Origin of the sequence: Kitasatospora sp. NPDC057940, from assembly GCF_042887425.1 — a bacterium.
GTDB lineage: Bacteria > Actinomycetota > Actinomycetes > Streptomycetales > Streptomycetaceae > Kitasatospora.
The window spans coordinates 154,941-176,703 of the sequence record NZ_JBHVPH010000016.1; the positions used below are offsets into that span (position 1 = coordinate 154,941).

The 21,763-nt window shown below is 72.2% G+C and carries 21 protein-coding genes; 15 read left to right on the top strand and 6 right to left on the bottom strand.

Annotation, left to right across the window (positions count from 1 at the left end; translation table 11 throughout):
* Positions 1 to 45: 45 nt before the first annotated feature.
* From ACFVTF_RS23685 to ACFVTF_RS23720, 8 genes are all read left to right on the top strand, one after another.
* Complete coding sequence (locus tag ACFVTF_RS23685) at positions 46 to 966, top strand: GNAT family N-acetyltransferase (RefSeq protein ID WP_387816283.1); 921 nt, start codon at positions 46 to 48, stop codon at positions 964 to 966.
* Positions 967 to 1,082: 116 nt separating this feature from the next.
* The gene (locus ACFVTF_RS23690) at positions 1,083 to 1,886 is read left to right on the top strand and encodes a hypothetical protein (RefSeq protein WP_387816285.1); all 804 of its coding nucleotides are present in this window, start codon (positions 1,083 to 1,085) and stop codon (positions 1,884 to 1,886) included.
* Between the two features lie 121 nt (positions 1,887 to 2,007).
* Positions 2,008 to 3,024 (top strand): MBL fold metallo-hydrolase, encoded by a 1,017-nt coding sequence (locus tag ACFVTF_RS23695; RefSeq protein ID WP_387816287.1) that lies wholly within the window; start codon positions 2,008 to 2,010, stop codon positions 3,022 to 3,024.
* Positions 3,025 to 3,124: 100 nt separating this feature from the next.
* Complete coding sequence (locus ACFVTF_RS23700) at positions 3,125 to 4,945, top strand: ATP-binding protein (protein WP_387816289.1); 1,821 nt, start codon at positions 3,125 to 3,127, stop codon at positions 4,943 to 4,945.
* Complete coding sequence (locus tag ACFVTF_RS23705) at positions 4,942 to 5,373, top strand: roadblock/LC7 domain-containing protein (protein WP_063349487.1); 432 nt, start codon at positions 4,942 to 4,944, stop codon at positions 5,371 to 5,373. The genes ACFVTF_RS23700 and ACFVTF_RS23705 overlap by 4 nt, the downstream gene beginning before the upstream one ends.
* Positions 5,370 to 5,723 (top strand): DUF742 domain-containing protein, encoded by a 354-nt coding sequence (locus ACFVTF_RS23710; protein WP_387816291.1) that lies wholly within the window; start codon positions 5,370 to 5,372, stop codon positions 5,721 to 5,723. The genes ACFVTF_RS23705 and ACFVTF_RS23710 overlap by 4 nt, the downstream gene beginning before the upstream one ends.
* A gap of 55 nt (positions 5,724 to 5,778) precedes the next feature.
* Entirely contained in the window at positions 5,779 to 6,345 is a 567-nt protein-coding gene (locus ACFVTF_RS23715; RefSeq protein ID WP_387816328.1) for an ATP/GTP-binding protein, read from the top strand.
* Entirely contained in the window at positions 6,342 to 7,532 is a 1,191-nt protein-coding gene (locus ACFVTF_RS23720; protein WP_387816293.1) for a cytochrome P450, read from the top strand. The genes ACFVTF_RS23715 and ACFVTF_RS23720 overlap by 4 nt, the downstream gene beginning before the upstream one ends.
* An 81-nt stretch (positions 7,533 to 7,613) precedes the next feature.
* On the opposite strand, the gene msrB is transcribed toward ACFVTF_RS23720, so the two are convergent.
* From msrB to ACFVTF_RS23740, 4 genes are all read right to left on the bottom strand, one after another.
* On the bottom strand, positions 7,614 to 8,018 hold the full coding sequence (gene msrB / locus ACFVTF_RS23725) for a peptide-methionine (R)-S-oxide reductase MsrB (RefSeq protein WP_063349491.1): 405 nt from the start codon (positions 8,016 to 8,018) through the stop codon (positions 7,614 to 7,616).
* 22 nt (positions 8,019 to 8,040) lie between these two features.
* Positions 8,041 to 9,471 (bottom strand): UDP-N-acetylmuramate--L-alanine ligase, encoded by a 1,431-nt coding sequence (gene murC / locus ACFVTF_RS23730; protein WP_387816296.1) that lies wholly within the window; start codon positions 9,469 to 9,471, stop codon positions 8,041 to 8,043.
* A gap of 104 nt (positions 9,472 to 9,575) precedes the next feature.
* Complete coding sequence (locus tag ACFVTF_RS23735; RefSeq protein WP_350885822.1) at positions 9,576 to 10,037, bottom strand: indole-3-glycerol phosphate synthase; 462 nt, start codon at positions 10,035 to 10,037, stop codon at positions 9,576 to 9,578.
* 66 nt (positions 10,038 to 10,103) lie between these two features.
* Positions 10,104 to 10,871: a pyrimidine reductase family protein gene (locus ACFVTF_RS23740; protein ID WP_387816298.1), complete on the bottom strand. Its 768-nt coding sequence runs from the start codon at positions 10,869 to 10,871 to the stop codon at positions 10,104 to 10,106.
* Between the two features lie 102 nt (positions 10,872 to 10,973).
* Here ACFVTF_RS23740 and zapE point away from each other — a divergent pair, with 102 nt between their 5' ends.
* The 6 genes from zapE (at position 10,974) to ACFVTF_RS23770 (ending at position 17,029) form a co-directional block, all read left to right on the top strand.
* On the top strand, positions 10,974 to 12,020 hold the full coding sequence (zapE, locus tag ACFVTF_RS23745; RefSeq protein ID WP_387816330.1) for a cell division protein ZapE: 1,047 nt from the start codon (positions 10,974 to 10,976) through the stop codon (positions 12,018 to 12,020).
* A 56-nt stretch (positions 12,021 to 12,076) separates the two neighbouring features.
* Complete coding sequence (locus ACFVTF_RS23750; protein WP_387816300.1) at positions 12,077 to 12,454, top strand: type II toxin-antitoxin system RelE/ParE family toxin; 378 nt, start codon at positions 12,077 to 12,079, stop codon at positions 12,452 to 12,454.
* Positions 12,455 to 12,480: 26 nt separating this feature from the next.
* A complete protein-coding gene (locus ACFVTF_RS23755; protein ID WP_387816302.1) occupies positions 12,481 to 12,759 on the top strand; it encodes a helix-turn-helix domain-containing protein in 279 nt (92 codons plus the stop codon).
* 43 nt (positions 12,760 to 12,802) lie between these two features.
* Positions 12,803 to 14,896, top strand: coding sequence for an excinuclease ABC subunit UvrB (gene uvrB / locus ACFVTF_RS23760; protein WP_371519249.1), 2,094 nt, complete (start codon positions 12,803 to 12,805; stop codon positions 14,894 to 14,896).
* 281 nt (positions 14,897 to 15,177) lie between these two features.
* Entirely contained in the window at positions 15,178 to 15,756 is a 579-nt protein-coding gene (locus ACFVTF_RS23765) for a TerD family protein (protein ID WP_350885816.1), read from the top strand.
* Positions 15,757 to 16,048: 292 nt separating this feature from the next.
* Positions 16,049 to 17,029: a TerC family protein gene (locus tag ACFVTF_RS23770; RefSeq protein ID WP_371519250.1), complete on the top strand. Its 981-nt coding sequence runs from the start codon at positions 16,049 to 16,051 to the stop codon at positions 17,027 to 17,029.
* Between the two features lie 87 nt (positions 17,030 to 17,116).
* Here ACFVTF_RS23770 and ACFVTF_RS23775 read toward each other — a convergent pair whose 3' ends face one another.
* Positions 17,117 to 17,770: an MBL fold metallo-hydrolase gene (locus ACFVTF_RS23775; protein ID WP_387816305.1), complete on the bottom strand. Its 654-nt coding sequence runs from the start codon at positions 17,768 to 17,770 to the stop codon at positions 17,117 to 17,119.
* A gap of 48 nt (positions 17,771 to 17,818) precedes the next feature.
* The gene (locus ACFVTF_RS23780; protein WP_387816307.1) at positions 17,819 to 18,553 is read right to left on the bottom strand and encodes a maleylpyruvate isomerase family mycothiol-dependent enzyme; all 735 of its coding nucleotides are present in this window, start codon (positions 18,551 to 18,553) and stop codon (positions 17,819 to 17,821) included.
* 268 nt (positions 18,554 to 18,821) lie between these two features.
* Here ACFVTF_RS23780 and uvrA point away from each other — a divergent pair, with 268 nt between their 5' ends.
* Positions 18,822 to 21,731: an excinuclease ABC subunit UvrA gene (gene uvrA, locus ACFVTF_RS23785; RefSeq protein WP_387816309.1), complete on the top strand. Its 2,910-nt coding sequence runs from the start codon at positions 18,822 to 18,824 to the stop codon at positions 21,729 to 21,731.
* The last annotated feature ends 32 nt before the right edge of the window (positions 21,732 to 21,763 follow it).

A 21,763-nucleotide genomic window follows, 5' to 3' on the forward strand; every position in this document is an offset into this window, starting at 1 on the left:
AAATTCGAAGGCGCCGGACGGGCCGCGGGGCTAGCGTGGGAACCCATGACTTCTTTGACGATCCGTGACTTCCGCCCCGACGACGCCGAGGCCGTGGCCGCCGCCCACCGGGCCGGGCGCGAGCACCTGGTGATGACCTCCGAGGCCCTGCTCTGGCTGAACGGCCGGCAGAGCCCGGGCGAGCACTTCCGCACCTTCGTCGCCGAGCTGGACGGCCGGGTGGCCGGCGCGGTGCGCTGCGCGGTGCTGCTCGGGACGACGACCACCGGCGTCGGGTACGCCAACGGCAGCGTGCTGCCGCAGTTCCGGCGGCGCGGCGCGGCCACCGCGCTGCTGGCCGCGGCCGAACGGCACCTGGCCGGGCACGGGGTGAGCGAGCTGCACAGCTGGGTGGACGACGAGCCCGCCTCGCTGGCCTTCGCCGCCGCCCGGGGCTACGAGCTCGGGCGCGCGGCGCAGTTCGGCGGACGGGACTTGGCGCTGCCGCTCCCGCCGGCGCCCGTACGGCCGGCCGGCGTCGAGCTGCGCCCGGCCGAGGAGTGGGCGGCCGACCCGCGCCCGCTGTTCCTGGTCGAGGCGGACGCCATCCAGGACGAGCCCGGCGAGGTGCTGATGGACGCCCTGGACTACGAGGACTGGCTGCGGGGCGACTGGGCCCGGCCGGACCTGGACCGGGCGCTGACCGTCGTCGCCGTGGTGGACGGCGAACCGGCCGCGTTCAGCATGGCGCAGACCGACGGGGTGGACCGCTACTGGTCCGCGTTCACCGCCTGCCGCCGGGAGTTCCGCGGGCGCGGGCTGAGCAAGCTGGCCAAGCTGGAGTCGCTGCGCCTGGCGGCCGCGGCGGGCTACCGGCGCGCGTACACCTCCAACGACGAGACCAATGCGCCGATGCTCGCGATCAACGCGTGGCTGGGGTACGAGCGGTGCGCGGGGGAACGCAAGGGGATCAAGCGCCTGAAGTGACACCGGGTGCGGCGATCCTGACGGTCGGAATTGCCGCGAGGGGGGTATTTCCGGCCACGGAGGGGACTTAACCAGGGCACACAGTTCGTGGTCGAGTCTTTCTCCGTGGGGATGATATGGAGATCCTGCTCCAGGTGTTCATCGCATCGGTTCCGGCCGTGATCGGCTTCCTCGCGGCCCGCTCCCTCGCCCGGACCAGACTGTTCCTGCGCTACGGCTTCCTGCGGGCGCTACTGGCGCCGTACAGCCGGGTGCAGATCATCACGCCGAGCATCGAGGTCGCGGAGTTCGCCTTCACCACGGACGGCTGCCAGCTGACCAGCCGCGGGCCGAAGAACGTGCTGTTCATGCCGATGGCCGAGGCCAGGGCGATAGCGGGGCTCACCGACCTGCTGCGGAAGGTCAACCGGAAGGCGACGATCGAGCTGGTGGTGGCCGGAGCGCAGGATCCGCGGATGCCGACGTTCTCGATCGGGGGCCCGAGCGTCAACTCCTATTCCGGCGGGGTACTGGACGCGGTGTTCCCGGATTTCGCCATCGAGTACCCGGACGAGGCCCGCGCCCGGTGGGGCGGAATGACCTTCGAGGCGCTGTACAACCCGGCCGGGGAGCTGATCCGGGACCACGGCTTCATCTTCGTGACCCGCACGCCCCGGCAGGCGCCCTGCGTCGTGCTCTGCGGGGTGTTCGCCTTCGGCTCCGCGATGGCGGTGGAGGCGTTGACCTCGGCGAGCCGCAACTCCCCGCTGGCGGCGCTCTTCCGCTCGGGGGAGAAAGGATTCGTCGCGGTGGAGGGGCGGGTGATAGGCCTGGACACCGTCGACGTCACGGTCGAGGTCTGCCGCACCCTGCCCGCGCCCCGGTCCGACGTCCCGTCGGGATTCCGGGGCGAGGTGTCCACGGGTCGTCCCGACGGTTGAGACGATTGGTCTCGACCAGGAGGGGCGAAACCGGACAGCTCGGGAGAGTCTGGGGCAGTAACTCCTCGCGGCCGTACAGGTTTTGCCCCGCTCCTGACACACTTTGGGCATAATCGCGCACATGACGATCAACCGTGCGAACGTGAGCGCGATTGCCGAGGACCTGTACGTGTGGCTCCCCCCGAAGCGGGGCTGGGGCCTGGCCAACTGCGGGCTGCTGGCCTCGGCGAAGACCGCGCTCTGGATCGACACCCCCTACGACCCCGCCCTGGCCGGGGAGTTCCTCGCCGCCAGCCGCCGCCTGCTGCCGGCCGGGGTCGAGGTCGACCGGGTGATCGTCACCCACGCCAACGGCGACCACCTGTGGGGCGCCGGAGTCGTCCCGGACGCCGAGGTGATCTCCACCCGCGAGGCGCTGGAGCACATCCACTACGAGCCCACCCCGCAGCAGCAGCACGCCCTCGTCGTCGGCGGCGACCCGGACTCCCCGCTCGGCGGCTACCTCCGGGAGCACTTCGGACGGTTCGACTGGTCCGCCACCGACCCCGTGCACCCGGACACCGTCTTCACCGGCGAGCTGGAACTGCGGGTGGGGGAGTACCCGGTGCAGGTGACCGGCCTGCCCGCCGCCCACACCGGCGGCGACCTGATCGTCCACCTCCCGTACCAGCGCGCCGTCTTCACCGGCGACGTGATCTTCGGCTCGACCCCCGAGTACCCCGGCGACCACCCGGTGCACTGGGCCGGCCCGCTGGAGAACGTGATCACCGCCTGCGAGCGGATCCTGGCCACCGGCGCCGAGATCTTCGTCCCCGGCCACGGCCCCGTGCTCGACCGCGACGGCGTCCGCCACCACATCGCCTACCTGACGTACGTCCGGGAGCGCGCGCACGCCCTGCACGCCGCCGGGATCCCCGCGCTCGACGCCGCCCGGCGGGTGATAGCCGAGCAGCGCCACCCCGAACTCGGCCTGCCCGAGCGGCTGGTGCTCACCGTCGCCGCCGAGTACCGGCACCTGGACGGCACCGAGGTGCCGAACGTCCTGGAGGCCATGGGCCAGGTCGCCCAGGTGGCCCGCGAACTGGCCGAGGACGCCGCCCGCAGCCCGCGCCCGCGCGCCGCCGCCGCCCGGGACTGACCGCCCGGGACCGCCCGCCGCGCCCGGGCCGGACCACCGCCGGCCCCGGTACCGGCAGCAGCCGACCAGCCGGACCCCCAGAGGACTCCCGAGGACTTCGATGACGCAGATCGCGCAGATTGCGCTGATCGTCCTGGCGCTGGTCGCCGCCGCCACGGCGGGCGTGCTCGCCCGCGGCCGGGCCCGGGCCCTCACCCGGGCGGTCGCCGCCGAGACCGCCCGCGGCCACGGCGAGGAACGCGCCCGCGCCGCCGAAGGCCGGCTGGCCCGCGCCGAGCAGCAACTGCGCGAGGCACAGGAGGCCGCCCGGCGCGCCACCGAGGAGACCCACCACGCCGAGAGCCGCTACCGGGCCGCCGAGGAGCGCACCCGGGAGGCCGAGAACCGGGCCCGTGCCGCCGAGGACGCCATCCGGGAGACCGACCAGCGGGCCGCCGCCGCGAACACCCGGGCCGAGGAGGCCGAGCAGCGGCTCACCGCCGCCGAGGAGCACACCGCCGCCGTGCTCGCCGAGATCGGCCACCTCGCCCAGGAACGGGTGGCCGCCACCGCCGTCCGGCTCAGCCACGCCAACGCCCCGCTGGTCGGCCCGCTGGACGGGAAGGCCGTCGGCCCCGAGACCGTCCGGGCGCTGCAGTCCGTCCTGGACGCCGCCTCCGCCGCCCTCACCGACGAGCGCGAACGCGTCGACGCCGCCGCCCGCGCCGCCATGCGCGGCGCCACCTCCCGGATCCAGACCCTGCTCTACCAGATCCAGAGCCTGGTCCAGCAGCTCCAGCACGACAACGACGACCCCCGGCTGCTGGAGGTCGACTTCCGCAACGAGGTCGCGCTGCGCCGGATCCAGACCGTCGCCGTGCTCTGCGAAGCCTGGCCCGGCCTGGCCCGCACCGACTCGCCGCTCGCCGAAGTGGTGGTCGGCGCGCTCTCCCGGGTGCCCGGCTACGCCCGGATCAAGGTCGCCAACCACCTGCGCGAGCAGCGGCTCGCCGTGGTCGCCCGGGCCGCCGAGCCGCTGGCCATCACCGTCGCCGAACTCCTCGCCAACGCCTCCGCCTACTCGCACCCGGAGACCGACATCCCGGTCACCGTCCAGCAGGGCGGCCGCGGCGCGCTGGTGATCATCGACGACAGCGGCATCGGCATGGACGACGACCAGCTGCGCCGGGCCCGCCGACTGCTGGCCGGCCCGCCCGACGTCCTGCTCACCGAACTCGGCAACCCGCCCAAGACCGGCTTCGCGGTGATCGGCAAACTGGCCCGCCAGTACGGCTTCTCCTGCCACATCGAGCCCTCGCCGTACGGCGGGATGCGCACCATCCTGCGCATCCCGGCCGCGCTGGTGACCGTCGTCGACGACGAGCAGCCGCTGTCGGTGCTCACCCCGCTGCCGCTGCGGGCCGGCGCGGGCCCGGCCCCCGCGCCCACCGTCCAGGCCGTCCCGCCGATGCGCGACGCCGACGAGGGCGACGGGCCGCCCCCGCTCGCCGACCGGCACAACCAGCCGGGCCCGCACCCCGCGCCCGCCATCCACGCGGTGCCCGACGCGCCGGCCGGCCCCGCCGACCCGGTCGACGACGGCACCGGCCTGCCCAGCCGGCGACGCCGCCGACCGGCCACCGCCGACGGCCCCGGCGCACCCGGGCCCGCCGCCCGGCCGTCCGCCGCACCGGCCGAGCCGCCCGCCCGGGCCCCCGAGCGGACGCCCGAGCGCGCCGCCGCCCACTGGCAGGCGCTCCAGGAGGGCACCGACTCCGGCCGCGCCGCCGTGGCGCAGGCCGCCCGCGGGACCAGCGCGACCGCCGAGCCCAGCACGACCAGCACGACCGCTGGGACCGGCCCGACCGCGGCCGCCCGCGACACCGGTGCCCGCACCACCGTCCGCCCGACCGCCCCGACCCCCGAAGGAGCCGAGCAGTGACCAGCACGCCCAGCCCGACCACCACCGACGAGATCTCGTGGGTGCTGACCCCGCTGCTGGAACTGCCGGGGGTGCTGCACGCGGTCATCGCCACCGGTGACGGCCTCGTCGAGGGAGCCTCGGACGGGCTCGACCGCGCCTCCGCCGAGCGGGTCGCCGCGATGACCGCCACCGTGCACGCCGCCGCCCGCGCGTTCACCAGCGCCTTCACCGACACCGAACGGCCCCGGCTGGCCCAGACCGTGGTCGAGTCCGACCTCGGCTACGCCGTCGTCGTCCCGGCCGGGGAGAACACCTCGCTCGCCGTGTTCACCTCCCCGGAGGCCCAACTCGGCAACGTGGCCTACCAGATGCAGGTACAGGTAGCCGCCCTGGGCCGTGCCCTCGCGAGTCCGACCCGGCAGCAGGACACCACCGTCCGATCATGACCGCCGTACCCCGCAGGCGGATGGTGCCCGCCTACCTGGCCACCGGCGGCCGCAGCCGCCCCGGCACCGCCGGCTTCGACCGGCTCACCGTGCTGTTCGCGGACCGCGTCGAACCGCCCCGCGACCTGGAACCCGAACACCAGCGGCTCTGGGAACTGCTGCGCCCCGGCGCGCTGACCGTGGTGGAGGCCGCCGCGCACCTGCGCCTGCCGGTCAGCGCCACCGTCTTCCTCGCGGCCGACCTGGTCGAGGCGGGCTGCCTGCGCGCCCGCGCGCCGATCCCGCGCGCCCAGCAGACCGACCGCTCCATCGTCGAGAGGCTCCTCGTTGGACTCCGTGCGCTCCGGTAGCCCGGCCGACCGGCCGAGCCGGGTGGGCTACCTGCCCGACCGGGACCAGACGCTGATGAAGCTGGTGGTGGCCGGCCCGTTCGGGGTCGGCAAGACGACGCTCATCCGCACCCTCTCCGAGATCGCCACCCTGCACACCGAGGAGGCGATGACCGAGACCGGACGGCCGGTCGACGACCTGGCGGGCCTGCCCGAGAAGGCCACCACCACGGTCGCCGTCGACTTCGGCCGGCTGACCCTGCCCGGCAACCTCGTGCTCTACATGTTCGGCACCCCCGGCCAGCGCCGCTTCTTCCCGCTCTGGCAGGACATCGCCCGCGGTGCCCTCGGCGCGCTGGTGCTCGCCGACACCCGCCGGCTCGCCGACTCCTTCGAGATCATGGACATGGTCGAGGAGCAGGGCCTGCCCTACGCCGTCGCCGTCAACTGCTTCCCGGACGCGCCGGTCCACTCGATCGAGGTGCTGCGCGCCCACCTGGACCTGCACCCCGCCACCCCGCTGCTGCTCTGCGACGCCCGCGAGCGCGGTGCCAGCCTGGACGCGCTGATCGCGCTGGCCGAGCACGTCCTCGACGGCCTGCCCGCCACCCCTGCCGCCTCCGCCGCCGAGGAGCGCCCGTGACCACCGACACCCGCCCGACCCCGATCTACGGCCCGGTCTTCGCCGCCGACCCGCAGCTGGTCTACGACCGGCTGCGCCGCTACGGCGCGGTCGCCCCGGTGGAGATCGCGCCCGGCGTCGAGGCCCTGCTGGTCACCGACTACCAGGCCGCCCTGGACCTGCTGCGCGACACCGACACCTTCTCCAAGGACTCCCGCGCCTGGCAGCGCACCGTCGCCCCCGACAACCCGCTGCTGCCGGTGCTCGGCTACCGCCCGACCGCCCTGTTCAGCGACGGCGAGGTGCACGCGCGCTACCGAGCGGTGATCACCGACGGCCTCGCCCTGCTCGAACCGCACCGGCTCCAGCGCCGGGTCGCCGAGGTCGCCCACCAGCTCGTCGACCGCTTCGAGGCGGCCGGCACCGCCGACCTGATCGCCCAGTACGCCCGCCAGCTGCCGGCCTTCGTCCTCACCACCTGGTTCGGCGTGCCCGAGGAGCACCGCGCCCGGCTGGTCGCCGGGATCGCCGGGATGATCGAGTCCACCGAGAAGGCCGTCGTCGCGTACGGGGACCTCGTCGCGGTGGTCACCGCCATGGTCGCCGAGCGGCGCGCGCGGCCCCGGCACGACCTCACCTCCTGGTTCGTCACCCACCCGGCCGGGCTGGAGGACGACGAGGTGATCCGGCAGATCACCCTCACCATGATCGCCGGGCACGAGCCGACCACCAACCTGATCGGCAACGCCCTGCTGCGCCTGCTCACCGACGCCCGCTACGCCGGCTCCCTCATCGGCGGCGCGATGACCGCCTACCAGGCGATCGACGAGGTGCTCTGGCACGAGCCGCCGCTGGCCAACCTCTCCGCCCACTACCCGCGCTACGACATCACCTTCCACGGCCGGGAGATCCCGGCCGGCACCCTGGTGCTGGTCTCCTACGCGGCCGCCAACTCGCAGGCCGCGCCGCCCACCGACGGCACCGAACTGCGCAGCGGCGAGAGCGCCCACCTGGCCTGGGCGGCGGGCCCGCACGGCTGCCCGGCCCGGGACCCGGCGCTGCTGATCGCGATCACCGCGATCGAGCAGCTGACCAGCCGGCTCAGCGACCTGGAACTGGCCACTCCGGCCGAGGACCTGCTCTGGCGCCCCGGCCCGTTCCACCGGGCCCTGGTCCACCTCCCGGTCCGCTTCGCCCCGACGGCCTGAGCCCCGGCGCCCCGGGACGTACGAGGGCCCGGGTGTCCGTCCGTACGGAAACCCGGGCCCTCGCGGCGCGACCGGCCGGCGCTACTCGGCCGGCTTCAGCGTCAGCGAGACGCTGTTGATGCAGTACCGCTGGTCGGTCGGCGTGCCGTAGCCCTCGCCCTCGAAGACGTGGCCCAGGTGCCCGCCGCAGCGGGCGCAGCGCACCTCGACCCGGCGCATGCCGAGCGTGGTGTCCTCGATGTACTGGACCCGGTCCCCGGCCAGCGGCGCGTAGTACGACGGCCAGCCGCAGTGGCTGTCGAACTTGGTCTCGGAGCTGAACAGCTCCGCGCCGCAGGCCCGGCAGCCGTAGACGCCGACGGTCTTGGTGTCGGTGTACTCACCGGTGAACGGGCGCTCGGTGCCGGCCTCGCGGAGCACGTGGTACTCCTCGGGGCTCAGCTCGTCCCGCCACTCGGCCTCGGTCTTCTCGATCTCGTAGCTCATCACGGCTCCCGGTCGGGGTACGTCAGACGTTGGAGGCAACGTTCGAGAGGTGCTGCACGCTTCCCCGGATCTCCTCCAGGATGGCGGGGCCCAGGTTGGTGACGTCGCCGGCGCCCATGGTGAGCAGCAGGTCGCCGGGGCGGGCCAGGCCGGCCAGCACGGCGGGGGCGGCGGCGAAGGAGTGCTCGGCGGTGACGTCGGCGCCGGCCCGGTGGGCGGCGTCGATGATCAGCTCGCTGGTCACGCCGGGGATCGGGTCCTCGCGGGCCGGGTAGATGTCCAGCACCACCGAGGCGTCGGCCAGCGCCAGGGCCTGGCCCATCTCCTCGGAGAGCTGCTGGGTGCGGCTGAACAGGTGCGGCTGGAAGACCACCAGCACCCGGCCCTCGCCCTCCAGGCCCTCTCGGATCGCCTCCAGGTCGGCGGTCATCTCGGTGGGGTGGTGGGCGTAGGAGTCGATCACCTGGACGCCGCCGGCCTCGCCCTTGAGCTGGAGGCGGCGCCGCACGCCGGTGTAGGCGCCCAGGGCCTTGGCCAGGTCGGCGGCCGGGACGCCCAGCGCGACGCCGGCGGCCAGCGCGGCGACCGCGTTGTGCGCGTAGTGCCGGCCGGGCACCGAGACGGTGAAGGACAGCTCGGCGCCGTCCAGCTCGACGGTGACCTCGCTGGTCATGCCACGGGCGACCACCGAGCGGACCCGGACGTCGGCGTCCTCGGCGGCGCCGACGGTCACCACGGTGAGGCCCTCGCGGCCGGCCACCCGGGCGGTCAGCTCGCGGGCGCCGTCGTGGTCGGCGGAGACCACCAGGGTGCCGCCGGGGGTGATCCGGCCGACGAAGGTCTCGAAGGACTCGTAGATCTCCTCGATCGACGCGTAGTTGGCGTGGTGGTCCAGCTCCACGTTGAGCACGATCGCCACCTCGGGCGCGTACTTGTGGAAGCTGCGGTCGCTCTCGTCGGCCTCGGCGACGAAGATCTCGCCGGCGCCGTGGTGGGCGTTGGAGCCGGGCGTGTCGAGGTCGCCGCCGATCGCGTAGGACGGGTCCAGGCCCAGCTCGCCGAGGGCGACGGCGAGCATGCTGGTGGTGGTGGTCTTGCCGTGGGTGCCGGCCACCGCCAGCGCCCGGCGGCCGCCCATCAGGGCGGCCAGCGCGTCGGAGCGGTGCACCACCGGGATGCCGCGCTCGTGGGCGGCGGCCAGCTCCGGGTTGTCGGCGCGGATCGCGCTGGAGACCACCACGCTGCTGGTGCCGTCCGGCACGTGCTCGGCGGCGTGGCCGACGTGCACGGTCGCGCCGAGGGCGCGCAGCGCGAGGACGGTCTCGGACTCCTTGGAGTCGCTGCCGGAGACGCTGGCGCCGCGCACCGCGAGGATCTTCGCCAGGCCGGACATCCCGGCGCCGCCGATGCCGATGAAGTGCGGGGCGTGCAGGTCGTGCGCGGCGTCGTTCAAGGCGGGGCTCCGTAGGGCGGGGGCGGAATGGTCGGGCGGACGGGATGGGGAATCGTCCTCGCGGGCGGACCGCAAGGACGATTCTGCACCACCGGTCGGGATCCCTAGGAGTCGCTGGCGAACAGCCGCAGCACCGGGACCCCCACCTTGTGCCGGGCCTGGGAGGCCCAGTCGCGGTGGAAGAACTCCTCCACGAAGTGCGGTGAGGTGAGCACCACCACCTCGTCCGCGCGGTGCTCCTCGACCGCCGCCCGCAGCCGGTCCAGGGGCTTCTCCTCGACCAGCTCGCCGACCGCCTCGGCCCCGGCGGCGCGCAGGTGGCGCAGGCTGTGTTCGAGCGACTCGGAGGCCACGGTCGGCCCGGACTCGGACTCGTCGTGCTCGTGCACCACCTTGTCGAGGTGGCCGAGCGCCACGTCGTCCAGCGCCCGCAGCAGCTCGTCCTGCTTGCCGCGCGGCTGCATCAGGACGACGAAGGAGACCTTCTCGTCGCTGTGGAGCGTGGTGACGAGTTCCACGTCCGCGTCGGAGAGAGCCTTTTCGATCATCAGTACCGTCTTGAACACGTGAGTCCCTTCCAGTGGCCGGCCCCCGGGCCCCGGCATCGCATTAACGGGATCACGACCCGTCGGTCACGGGGTCGCCGGACGCAGGTAGCGGGTGAAGAGGAATCCTTTCTGCTCGATCAATGAGACCAGCCGCATCCGCTGCACGTCAGGCATTTCCGCATCGCGGATGATGCGCGGCGCGTCGCCGCCGGTGATCAGCGGAGCCAGCGACAGGCACAGCTCGTCCAGCAGGCCGGCCGCCGCCAGCTGCCCCAGCAGCCGCGGGCCGCCCTCGCTCAGCAGCCGCGTCCAGCCCCGCTCCGCCAGCGCCGACACACCCGCCCGCAGGTCCACCGACCCCTCCCCGGCGAGCACCAGGTCGGCCACCTCGGCGACCGCCCGGCGGCGCTCCTCGGGCGCGTCCGCGGTGGTGATCACCACTGTCCTGACCAGCGGGGCGGTGAACAGCGGCGCGGTCAGGTCCAGGGTCAGCGAGCGGCTCACGATCGCGATCGCCGGAGCCGGGGCCTGCCCGGCCGCCGCCCGCGCCGCCGCGAACTCGGCCCGGGCCCGGGCCGGCCGGTACCCCTCCGCGCGGACCGTCTCCGCGCCCACCAGCACCACGTCCGACAGTGCGCGCAGCACACCGAAGATCCGCTTGTCGGCGTCCCCGGACAGGCCCTCCGAGAGGCCCTCCAGCCTCGCCCCGCCGTCCAGGCCCGCCACCATGTTGGCGCGCAGCCAGGGTCGACCCCGATTCACCTGCTCGGGGTACGCGTAGACGGCGGCGAGCGACTCCAGCGAGGCCGGGTCGACGACCGGCTCGCCCAGCGGGCTGATCAACTGTTGCATGCCCTCAGTCTTCCACCGGCCGCCGTCCCGAGGGGCTCCGCACCAGGCGTACCCTCTACTAACGTGCCAGCAGCCCCCCGCCCCGACACCGCGACCGAGTCCATAGCCGCCGCGAGCGCGGCCGGCTCCCCGATCGCGCTCGCCGACCGCCGCCCCGTCGTGCCCGCCGAGCGGCTGGTCGCCGAGATGGTCCCGCCGCCCCGGTTCTCCGACGTGAGCTTCGGGACGTACATCCCGGACCCGAACCAGCCCAGCCAGTACGAGGCCGTCCAGGTCCTGGAGCAGTTCGCCACCACCCTCGGCGGGGGAAACGGTTCCGCACCCAAGCGCAGCTGGTTCCGCCGCTCCGCCCCGGCGCCCACCGGCCCGGCCGGCGTGTACCTCGACGGCGGCTACGGCGTCGGCAAGACCCACCTGCTCGCCTCGCTCTGGCACGCCGCCCCCGGCCCCAAGGCCTTCGGCACCTTCGTCGAGCTGACCAACCTGGTCGGTGCGCTCGGCTTCCAGCAGGCCGTCCGGACCCTCTCCGGGCACACGCTGCTGTGCATCGACGAGTTCGAGCTCGACGACCCGGGCGACACCGTCCTCGTCTCCACGCTGCTCGGCCGCCTCGTCGACAACGGCGTCAAGCTCTGCGCCACCTCGAACACCCTGCCGGAGAAGCTCGGCGAGGGCCGCTTCGCCGCCGCCGACTTCCTGCGCGAGATCCAGGGCCTGTCCGCGCACTTCCGCCCGATGCGGATCGACGGCCAGGACTACCGCCACCGCGGACTCCCGGACGCCCCGCCGCCCTACTCCGACGCGGCCGTCGACGCCGTCGCCGCCCGGACCTCCGGCGCCTCCCTGGACGACTTCGACACCCTCCTCGCCCACCTCTCCGCCGTCCACCCCAGCCGCTACGGCGCGCTGCTCGACGACGTCACCGCCGTCTGCCTGCGCGGCGTCCGCCAGGTCGACGACCAGTCCACCGCCCTGCGCCTGGTCGTCCTCGCCGACCGCATGTACGACCGCGAGCTCCCCATCACCGCCTCCGGCCTCCCCTTCGACCAGGTCTTCCCCGACGACATGCTCCGCGGCGGCTACCGCAAGAAGTACCTCCGCGCCATCTCCCGCCTGGTGGCCCTCGCCCGCGACAGCGCGAAGCCCTGACCCCGTAACCCCCGCCCCGGTCTGGCGTTGCTCCCTAGCGGAGCAGAGGGGGACGCATGGCCGGTGACGGGCCCGCAGCGGGCTACTCGATCGAGATCGAACCCGAGGTGCGCGAGTGGCTGCGGCAGTGTCCGCTCCCCGAGTACCGTGCGGTCGAGCGCGCGGCGGATCGACTGGCCGAGGACGGTGAACTCCTGCCGTTCCCGCTCTCCAGCCACCTCGGCGGCGGACTGCGGGAACTGCGGGTCGGGCCGATGCGGATCACGTACTGGCTCGCACCCGGGCGGAGGGCTGTGCTGCTGACCGTCTTCCGCAAGACTAGGAATCGCGAAACGGATCAGGTCGATCGGGCACGGCGAGCTCAGAAGGTGTGCGAGGCCGAGCATCTGCCCGCTGCCGACCACGACGTCTACGACCGGGAGGAGCAGCGGTGAGCAGCGGTTATCACACGCGGTGGGTCGTGCCGCCGGAGCATCGGGAGAGCGAGCAGTACCGGGCGGCCGGGCGGCGGATGGCGCTGGCCGAGGCCGTGTACGCCCGCCGCTCCGCTCTCGGCTGGACGCTCGCCGAGCTCGCGGAGCGGTCCGGGCTGGACGAGGCGACGGTCGAGAGCATCGAGGAGAGCGGCGTCGATCCGACCCTGCCGCTGATCGAACGCCTCGCCGCCGCCTTCGACTCGGTCGTCCGCATCGACCCGGCCCGCGAGCCGGCCATGAGGTTCGAGGGGCACGCGGCCTGAGGGAGCGGCACCGCTTGTCGGTGGTGGGTCGTACGGTGGACTCGTGCGACCCATCACGAGTATTGAGCGGTCAGTGGCGCCCTTCGAGGTCGTCAGTCCCTTCCAGCCGAACGGGGACCAGCCGGCGGCGATCGCCGAGCTGGAGCGGCGGATCAAGGGCGGGGAGAAGGACGTCGTCCTGCTCGGTGCCACGGGCACCGGGAAGTCGGCCACCACGGCCTGGATGATCGAGCGGCTGCAGCGGCCCACCCTGGTGATGGCGCCGAACAAGACGTTGGCCGCCCAGCTGGCGAACGAGTTCCGCGAGCTGCTGCCGAACAACGCGGTCGAGTACTTCGTCTCGTACTACGACTACTACCAGCCCGAGGCGTACGTCCCGCAGACGGACACCTACATCGAGAAGGACTCCTCGATCAACGAGGAGGTCGAGCGGCTGCGGCACTCGGCGACCAACTCGCTGCTGACCAGGCGGGACGTGATCGTGGTCGCGTCGGTGTCCTGCATCTACGGCCTCGGCACCCCGCAGGAGTACGTGGACCGGATGGTCCCGCTCAAGGTCGGCGAGGAGATCGACCGGGACGTCCTGCTGCGCCGCTTCGTGGACATCCAGTACGCCCGCAACGACGTGGCGTTCACCCGGGGCACCTTCCGGGTCCGCGGCGACACCATCGAGATCTTCCCGGTCTACGAGGAGCTGGCCGTCCGGATCGAGATGTTCGGCGACGAGATCGAGGCGCTGTACACCCTGCACCCGCTCACCGGCGAGATCATCAGCCAGGACGAGTCGGTGTACGTCTTCCCCGCCTCGCACTACGTGGCCGGCCCGGAGCGCATGGAGCGGGCGATCACCGGCATCGAGAAGGAGCTGGAGGAGACGCTCGCCCGGCAGGAGAAGCAGGGCAAGCTGCTGGAGGCCCAGCGGCTGCGCATGCGCACCACCTACGACATCGAGATGCTGCGCCAGATCGGCACCTGCTCGGGCGTCGAGAACTACTCGATGCACTTCGACGGCCGCGAGCCCGGCTCCCCGCCGAACACCCTGCTCGACTACTTCCCGGAGGACTTCCTCCTGGTGATCGACGAGTCGCACGTCACCGTCCCGCAGATCGGCGCGATGTACGAGGGCGACGCCTCGCGCAAGCGCACCCTGGTGGAGCACGGCTTCCGGCTGCCCTCCGCGATGGACAACCGCCCGCTGAAGTGGGAGGAGTTCCTGGGGCGGATCGGCCAGACGGTGTACCTGTCGGCGACGCCCGGCCCGTACGAGCTGTCCCGCGGCGACGGCCAGGTCGAGCAGATCATCCGCCCGACCGGTCTGATCGACCCGGAGGTGATCGTCAAGCCGACCGAGGGCCAGATCGACGACCTAGTGCACGAGGTCCGCAAGCGGGTGGAGCGGGACGAGCGCGTCCTGGTGACCACGCTGACCAAGAAGATGGCCGAGGACCTCACCGACTACATGCTCGGCCTGGACATCCGGGTCCGGTACCTGCACAGCGACGTGGACACCCTGCGCCGGGTGGAGCTGCTGCGCGAGCTGCGCGCGGGCAGGTACGACGTGCTGGTCGGCATCAACCTGCTGCGCGAGGGCCTGGACCTGCCGGAGGTGTCGCTGGTGGCGATCCTGGACGCGGACAAGGAGGGCTTCCTGCGCTCCGGCACCTCGCTGATCCAGACGATCGGGCGCGCCGCCCGAAACGTCTCGGGCCAGGTGCACATGTACGCGGACCGGATCACCCCGTCGATGGAGAAGGCGATCGACGAGACGAACCGCCGCCGGGTCGTGCAGCAGGCGTACAACAAGAAGCACGGGATCGACCCGCAGCCGCTGCGGAAGAAGATCGGCGACATCCTGGACACCCTCGCCCGCGAGGACGTGGACACCGACGAGCTGCTGTCCACCGGCTACCGCGGGGCCGCCGGGAAGGGCAAGGCCCCGGTGCCGGCCCTGGGCATGGAGCGCAAGCAGGGCGAGAGCCTGCCGGCCGCCGAGCTGGCGGAGCTGATCCAGTCGATGACGGACCGGATGCACGCGGCCGCCGCCGACCTCCAGTTCGAGGTCGCGGCCCGGCTGCGCGACGAGGTGAAGGAGCTGAAGCGGGAGCTGCGCCAGATGCGGGAGGCCGGCGTGGCCTGAACGGGGGTCGAGGGGGCAGACGGGGGCTGAGGCGGGTCGAGGCGGCTGCCGGGTCGGGCCGGTGTGACACCGGTCAAGCCCGGCGGTGTCTCAGCCTTGCCACAATGCGGCGACCGCCGGGAGGTGCGGGGTGCCGCAGGCCCTAGGCTGGCCTGCGGCATCGACCTCGGGACGGGGTGGTGCCGCAGCAACAGGGGGCCTCAGCCGGGGGACGGCACGGGGTGTTCCACCGTGGCGCCGCGCGGGGAGCGACCGCGTGGCCGGGTAGAGAGGACAACGCCGTGTCGGTGAACCTTGCCAAGGGACAGCGGGTCAGTCTCCAGAAGGGGCCGGGCGGCGCGTTGACCGTGGTCCGGATGGGGCTCGGCTGGCAGGCCGCGCCGAAGCGGGGCCTGTTCGGCAGCCGTACCAGGACGATCGACCTGGACGCGTCGGCGCTCCTGTACGCCGAGAAGACCCCGTCCGACGTGGTGTTCTTCCAGCACCTGGAGAGCACGGACGGTTCCGTCCGGCACACCGGGGACAACCTGGAGGGCGGCTCGGGCACGGAGGACGACGAGGCGATCCTGGTGGACCTGCTGCACGTGCCGGCGCACATCACCCAGGTGGTGTTCACGGTGAGCTCGTACACCGGGCAGACGTTCGCGGAGGTGCGGGGCGCCCACTGCCGGTTGGTGGACGAGACCACGGGCGAGGAGCTGGCCCGGTACGAGCTGGCCGGGGGAGGGCCGCACACCGGGCAGATCATGGCGAAGGTGTTCCGTGACGGGGCCGGCGGCTGGGAGATGCAGGCGATCGGCGCGCCGGCCAAGGGGCGGACCTTCCAGGACCTGCTGCCGGCGATCGAGCCGTACCTCTGACGGGTACCTCCGACGGCACCTCTGGCGGCGCCCCGGACGGGCACCTCTGACGGGCGCCCTGGACGTCGCCCCTGACAGTTCTTTACCTTCTTTACCTTCCTTTGGGCTTCCTGTTACTCTCGATGGCAGCGGAGGGGAGTATTCCCCCGCAGTTGTCCCCGTCATCACGGGCGCCCACGAGTGGCGCCCCGGGGCGCTGGTCCGTGCGGATCCCCCGAGAGCGGGCCCGACGGGCGGAAGAGACCTCCGGCAGTGACGATGACTGTCTCGCCTACCTGCCGGAGGAGCAGTAGTGGACGTTTCCGTAGCCATGTGGGTCACCACGATCGGTGTGTTGATCGCACTGATCGTGGCGGACTTCTTCATCGGAGGGCGCAAGCCGCACGAGGTCTCGATCAAGGAGGCCGGGATCTGGACCGCGGTCTGGATCGTGCTGGCGCTGATCTTCGGCGGGTTCCTCTGGTGGCACTCCGGCGCGCAGCCGGCCGGTGAGTTCTTCGCCGGTTACATCACCGAGAAGTCGCTCAGTGTCGACAACCTGTTCGTCTTCATCCTGATCATGGGCAAGTTCGCGGTGCCGAGGATCTACCAGCAGCGCGTGCTGATGTTCGGTGTGATCATCGCGCTGGTGCTGCGGGCGGTCTTCATCGCCGGCGGCGCGGCGCTGGTCACCCAGTTCTCCTGGGTGTTCTTCATCTTCGGCGCCTTCCTGATCTGGACCGCCTGGAAGCTGATCAAGGAGGCCCGGGCCGGCGAGGAGGAGGACGAGTTCGAGGAGAACCGCCTGCTCAAGTCGATCGAGCGGCGCTTCCCGTCCACCGACACGTACCACGGCACCAAGCTCTTCATCCGGGAGAACGGCCGCCGGCTGATGACCCCGATGCTGATCGTGATGCTGGCGATCGGCACCACGGACGTGCTGTTCGCGCTGGACTCGATCCCGGCGATCTTCGGCCTCACCCAGGACCCGTACATCGTCTTCACCGCCAACGCCTTCGCCCTGATGGGTCTGCGTCAGCTGTACTTCCTGATCGGCGGCCTGCTGAAGAAGCTGGTCCACCTGTCGTACGGCCTGTCGGTGATCCTCGGCTTCATCGGCGTGAAGCTGGTGCTGCACGCGGCGCACGAGGCGGGTGCGAACGTGCCGGAGATCGGCATCCCGCTCTCGCTGGGCGTCATCGTGGTCGTGCTGGCCGTCACCACGGTGACCAGCCTGGTCGCCTCGAAGAAGCAGGAGCGGGCCGAGCGCGAGGCCGAGAAGCTGGACGCCTGACCCCCGCGTGACGGCCGAGGCCCCCGCGACCCGGAAGGGGTCGCGGGGGCCTCGTCGTGCCCGGTGCCCGGTGCCCGGAGGCCGGGGTCACCAGCCGCGTTCGCGCCACTCGTCGAGGTGCGGGCGCTCGGCGCCGAGGGTGGTGTCGTTGCCGTGGCCGGGGTAGACCCAGGCCTCGTCCGGGAGGACGTCGAAGATCTTCTCGTTGACGTCCCGGAAGAGGCTCGTGAAGGCCGCCGCATCGCCCCAGGTGTTGCCGACGCCGCCCGGGAAGAGGCAGTCGCCGGTGAAGACGTGCGGGTGGCCCTGCGGGTCGTCGTAGATCAGCACGATCGCGCCCGGGGTGTGCCCGACCAGGTGCCGGACGGTGAGTTCCACGTCGCCGACCCGCAGCTTGTCGCCGTCCGCGAGCAGCAGCTCGGTGGGCACGCCGACGCCCTCGGCGTCGTGCGCGCCGGCGGCGGTGCGGGCCCCCGTCACGGCGACCACCTCGGCGAGCGCGGCCCAGTGGTCGTGGTGTCGGTGGGTGGTGACCACGGTGGCCAGCTCGTCGCCGACGGTCTCCAGCAGCACCGGGGCGTCGGCGGCCGCGTCGATCAGCAGCTGCTCGTCGGTGGCCCGGCAGCGCAGCAGGTAGGCGTTGTTGTCGTAGGCGCCGACGGCCACCTTGGTGATGATCAGGTGCGCCAGCTCCCGCACGTCCGGCGGCCCGCCGGCCTTGACCGCTCCGTGGTACGTCATCCGTGCGCTCCTCGTCCGGTGAAGTGGTTCAGGATCATCTTCGCGCCGTCAGCCCAGCGGGGGAAGCCGGGGGAGGGCGGTGTCGGGGGTGGCCCGGAGGTCGGCGCCGTCGGAGCGGCCGGAGAGCCAGGCGAGCAGGGAGCGGAGGGGGCCCCGGACGGTGAGGACGGGCTCGCCGGTGCCGATCAGGCCGATGTCCCCGGTGTCCTCGGCGACCAGCTCGACGCCGGGCAGGTCGGTGCCGTGCAGCTTGTTGGCGATCTTGTGGAACTCGGTGACGGCGAAGACCTCCGGCCAGTGCGCGGGGGTGTGGCCGGCGTCCAGGTCGACGTGGTGGTACTCGACCTCGGCGAGGCGCTTCCACGGGAGGTCGTGGGCGGGGAAGACGTAGCCGGTGCGGTGGCGGACCTCGACCGTCCAGGCTTCGGCGGGCAGCAGCGCGGCGGCCGCGGCGAAGCGCTCGCGGGAGTCGCGCAGGTCGGCGAGCTGGACGTCCACCGGGCGGGGCGCGCCCTCCTCGATCTGCCGGTCGCGGACCTCGGTGCTGGCGTACTGCGGGATGTCGGTGCCGGTGCGGGCGCCGTCCAGCAGGTTGACCAGGGAGTCGGCGTTGCGGGCGATGTGGGCCAGCACGTGACCGCGGGTCCAGCCGGGCAGGGCGGAGGGCTCGGCGACGGCCTCGGGCTTCAGCTCGGCGACGGTGTTCAGCAGGTGCCGGGTGCTCTCCTCGACCAGGGCCAGGTACTGCGCGGCGGCCTCGGCGGCGGTCTGCGGGTCGGTCATCGGATCGGCCTTCTGTGGGAGACGGCGCGTTGCCCGAGGGGGGCTCCGCTCGTTGACCAGCTGACGCTATCGCCGAATCCGACCGCTGAGCAGGGCCTTTTTCGGTCCGGGTACGGAGGGTCCGAGGGGCGCTCTCACTCGTTCGGGTGGACTCCGCTGGACACGGTCGATATTCGAACGTCTGAGCTAGTAGGCTGGCTGCCGCATCCTGGAAGAAGCACACATCTCCCCGCAAGTCCTCTCGCCCCGGAGAAAGGCGCCAGAAGCAGTGGCCGACCGCCTCATCGTCCGCGGTGCTCGCGAGCACAACCTCAAGAACGTCTCGCTCGACCTGCCCCGCGACTCCCTCATCGTCTTCACGGGCCTCTCCGGCTCCGGCAAGTCCTCGCTCGCCTTCGACACGATCTTCGCCGAGGGCCAGCGCCGCTACGTCGAGTCGCTGTCCTCCTACGCCCGCCAGTTCCTCGGGCAGATGGACAAGCCCGATGTGGACTTCATCGAAGGCCTCTCCCCGGCCGTCTCGATCGATCAGAAGTCCACCAACCGAAACCCCCGTTCGACCGTCGGCACGATCACCGAGGTCTACGACTACCTGCGCCTGCTGTTCGCCCGGATCGGCAAGCCGCACTGCCCGCACTGCGGCCGCCCGATCGCCAAGCAGTCGCCGCAGGCGATCGTCGACAAGGTGCTGGAGCTCGCCGAGGGCACCCGGTTCCAGGTGCTCAGCCCGGTGGTGCGCGAGCGCAAGGGCGAGTTCGTCGACCTCTTCGCCGACCTCCAGTCCAAGGGCTACTCGCGCGCCCGGGTGGACGGCGAGACGATCCAGCTCGCCGAGCCGCCGAAGCTCAAGAAGCAGGAGAAGCACACCGTCGAGGTGGTCATCGACCGCCTGACCGTCAAGGAGAGCGCCAAGCGGCGGCTCACCGACTCGGTGGAGACGGCCCTGCGGCTGTCCGGCGGCATGGTCGTGCTCGACTTCGTCGACCTCGCGGAGGACGACCCGGAGCGCGAGCGGATGTACTCCGAGCACCTCTACTGCCCGTACGACGACGTGTCGTTCGAGGAGCTGGAGCCGCGCTCGTTCTCCTTCAACTCGCCGTTCGGCGCCTGCCCGGACTGCTCCGGCCTGGGCAACCGGATGGAGGTCGACCCGGAGCTGGTCGTCCCGGACCCGGAGCGCTCGCTGGAGGAGGGCGCGATCCACCCGTGGTCGGCGGGCCACGCCAAGGAGTACTTCCAGCGGCTGATCGACGCGCTCGCCGGGGAGCTGGGCTTCCGCACCGACATCCCGTGGGCCGGGCTGCCGGCCCGCGCCAAGAAGGCGCTGCTGTACGGGCACAAGCACCAGGTGCAGGTCAGCTACCGCAACCGCTTCGGGCGCGAGCGCTCGTACAGCACCGGCTTCGAGGGCGCCGTCCCGTTCATCCAGCGCCGGCACACCGAGGCGGAGAGCGACAGCAGCCGCGAGCGCTTCGAGGGCTACATGCGCGAGGTGCCCTGCCCGACGTGCGAGGGCACCAGGCTCAAGCCCGTGGTGCTCGCGGTCACCGTCGAGGAGAAGTCGATCGCCGACGTCTCGGCGATGTCGATCAGCGACTGCGCCGAGTTCCTGGGCGCGATGAAGCTGAACGACCGGGACAAGCAGATCGCCGAGCGCGTCCTCAAGGAGGTCAACGAGCGGCTGCGCTTCCTGGTCGACGTCGGCCTGGACTACCTCTCGCTGAACCGCGCGGCCGGCACCCTGTCCGGCGGCGAGGCCCAGCGCATCCGGCTGGCCACCCAGATCGGCTCCGGCCTGGTCGGCGTGCTGTACGTGCTGGACGAGCCGTCCATCGGCCTGCACCAGCGGGACAACCACCGGCTGATCGAGACGCTGGTGCGGCTGCGCGACATCGGCAACACGCTGATCGTGGTCGAGCACGACGAGGACACCATCAAGACGGCGGACTGGGTGGTCGACATCGGCCCGGGCGCCGGCGAGCACGGCGGCAAGGTGGTGCACTCCGGCTCGCTGAAGGGGCTGCTGTCCAACAAGGATTCGCTGACCGGCCAGTACCTCTCCGGCAAGCGGTCCATCCCGATCCCGGCGGGCCGCCGCGACCGGGACAAGAAGCGCCAGCTGACCGTCCACGGCGCCCGCGAGCACAACCTCAAGGACGTCACGGTCGGCTTCCCGCTCGGCACCTTCACCGCGATCACCGGTGTCTCCGGCTCCGGCAAGTCGACGCTGGTCAACGACATCCTCTACACCCACCTCGCCCGGGAGCTGAACGGCGCCCGCAGCGTGCCCGGCCGGCACACCCGGATCACCGGCACCGACCTGGTGGACAAGGTGGTGCACGTCGACCAGTCGCCGATCGGGCGCACCCCGCGCTCCAACCCGGCCACCTACACCGGGGTGTTCGACCACGTGCGCCGGCTCTTCGCGGAGACGCAGGAGGCGAAGGTCCGCGGCTACCTGCCCGGCCGGTTCTCCTTCAACGTCAAGGGCGGCCGCTGCGAGAACTGCTCGGGCGACGGCACCATCAAGATCGAGATGAACTTCCTGCCGGACGTCTACGTACCGTGCGAGGTCTGCCACGGCGCCCGGTACAACCGGGAGACGCTGGAGGTCCACTACAAGGGCAAGTCCATCTCCGAGGTGCTGGACATGCCGATCGAGGAGGCGCTGGCCTTCTTCGAGGCCGTCCCGGCGATCTCCCGGCACCTCAGGACGCTCAACGACGTCGGCCTCGGCTACGTCCGGCTCGGCCAGTCCGCGCCGACGCTCTCCGGCGGCGAGGCGCAGCGCGTCAAGCTCGCCTCCGAGCTGCAGAAGCGCTCCACCGGGCGGACGGTCTACGTGCTGGACGAGCCCACCACCGGCCTGCACTTCGAGGACATCAGCAAGCTGATCAAGGTGCTCAGCGGGCTGGTGGAGAAGGGCAACACGGTGATCGTCATCGAGCACAACCTCGATGTGATCAAGACCGCCGACTGGGTCGTCGACATGGGCCCCGAGGGCGGTTCCGGCGGCGGCATGGTGGTCGCCGAGGGCACCCCGGAGCAGATCGCCGCCGTCCCGGAGAGCCACACCGGCAAGTTCCTCCGGGACATCCTTCCGGGCGAGTTCGCGGACGCCCCGGTCGCCCCGGTGAAGAAGGCGCCGCGCAAGCGCGCCGCCGCCGCGAAGAAGTAACGAAGAGGGAGAAGCGACCCGCTCCGCCGCCC

Bases quoted from the DNA above. Each gene is read 5' to 3' on its own strand.
- ACFVTF_RS23685 (WP_387816283.1), top strand. From the start codon at position 46: ATGACTTCTTTGACGATCCGTGACTTCCGCCCCGACGACGCCGAGGCC.
- ACFVTF_RS23690 (WP_387816285.1), top strand. From the start codon at position 1,083: ATGGAGATCCTGCTCCAGGTGTTCATCGCATCGGTTCCGGCCGTGATC.
- ACFVTF_RS23695 (WP_387816287.1), top strand. From the start codon at position 2,008: ATGACGATCAACCGTGCGAACGTGAGCGCGATTGCCGAGGACCTGTAC.
- ACFVTF_RS23700 (WP_387816289.1), top strand. From the start codon at position 3,125: ATGACGCAGATCGCGCAGATTGCGCTGATCGTCCTGGCGCTGGTCGCC.
- ACFVTF_RS23710 (WP_387816291.1), top strand. From the start codon at position 5,370: ATGACCGCCGTACCCCGCAGGCGGATGGTGCCCGCCTACCTGGCCACC.
- ACFVTF_RS23715 (WP_387816328.1), top strand. From the start codon at position 5,779: ATGAAGCTGGTGGTGGCCGGCCCGTTCGGGGTCGGCAAGACGACGCTC.
- msrB (WP_063349491.1), bottom strand. From the start codon at position 8,018: ATGAGCTACGAGATCGAGAAGACCGAGGCCGAGTGGCGGGACGAGCTG.
- ACFVTF_RS23740 (WP_387816298.1), bottom strand. From the start codon at position 10,871: ATGCAACAGTTGATCAGCCCGCTGGGCGAGCCGGTCGTCGACCCGGCC.
- ACFVTF_RS23750 (WP_387816300.1), top strand. From the start codon at position 12,077: ATGGCCGGTGACGGGCCCGCAGCGGGCTACTCGATCGAGATCGAACCC.
- ACFVTF_RS23775 (WP_387816305.1), bottom strand. From the start codon at position 17,770: ATGACGTACCACGGAGCGGTCAAGGCCGGCGGGCCGCCGGACGTGCGG.
- ACFVTF_RS23780 (WP_387816307.1), bottom strand. From the start codon at position 18,553: ATGACCGACCCGCAGACCGCCGCCGAGGCCGCCGCGCAGTACCTGGCC.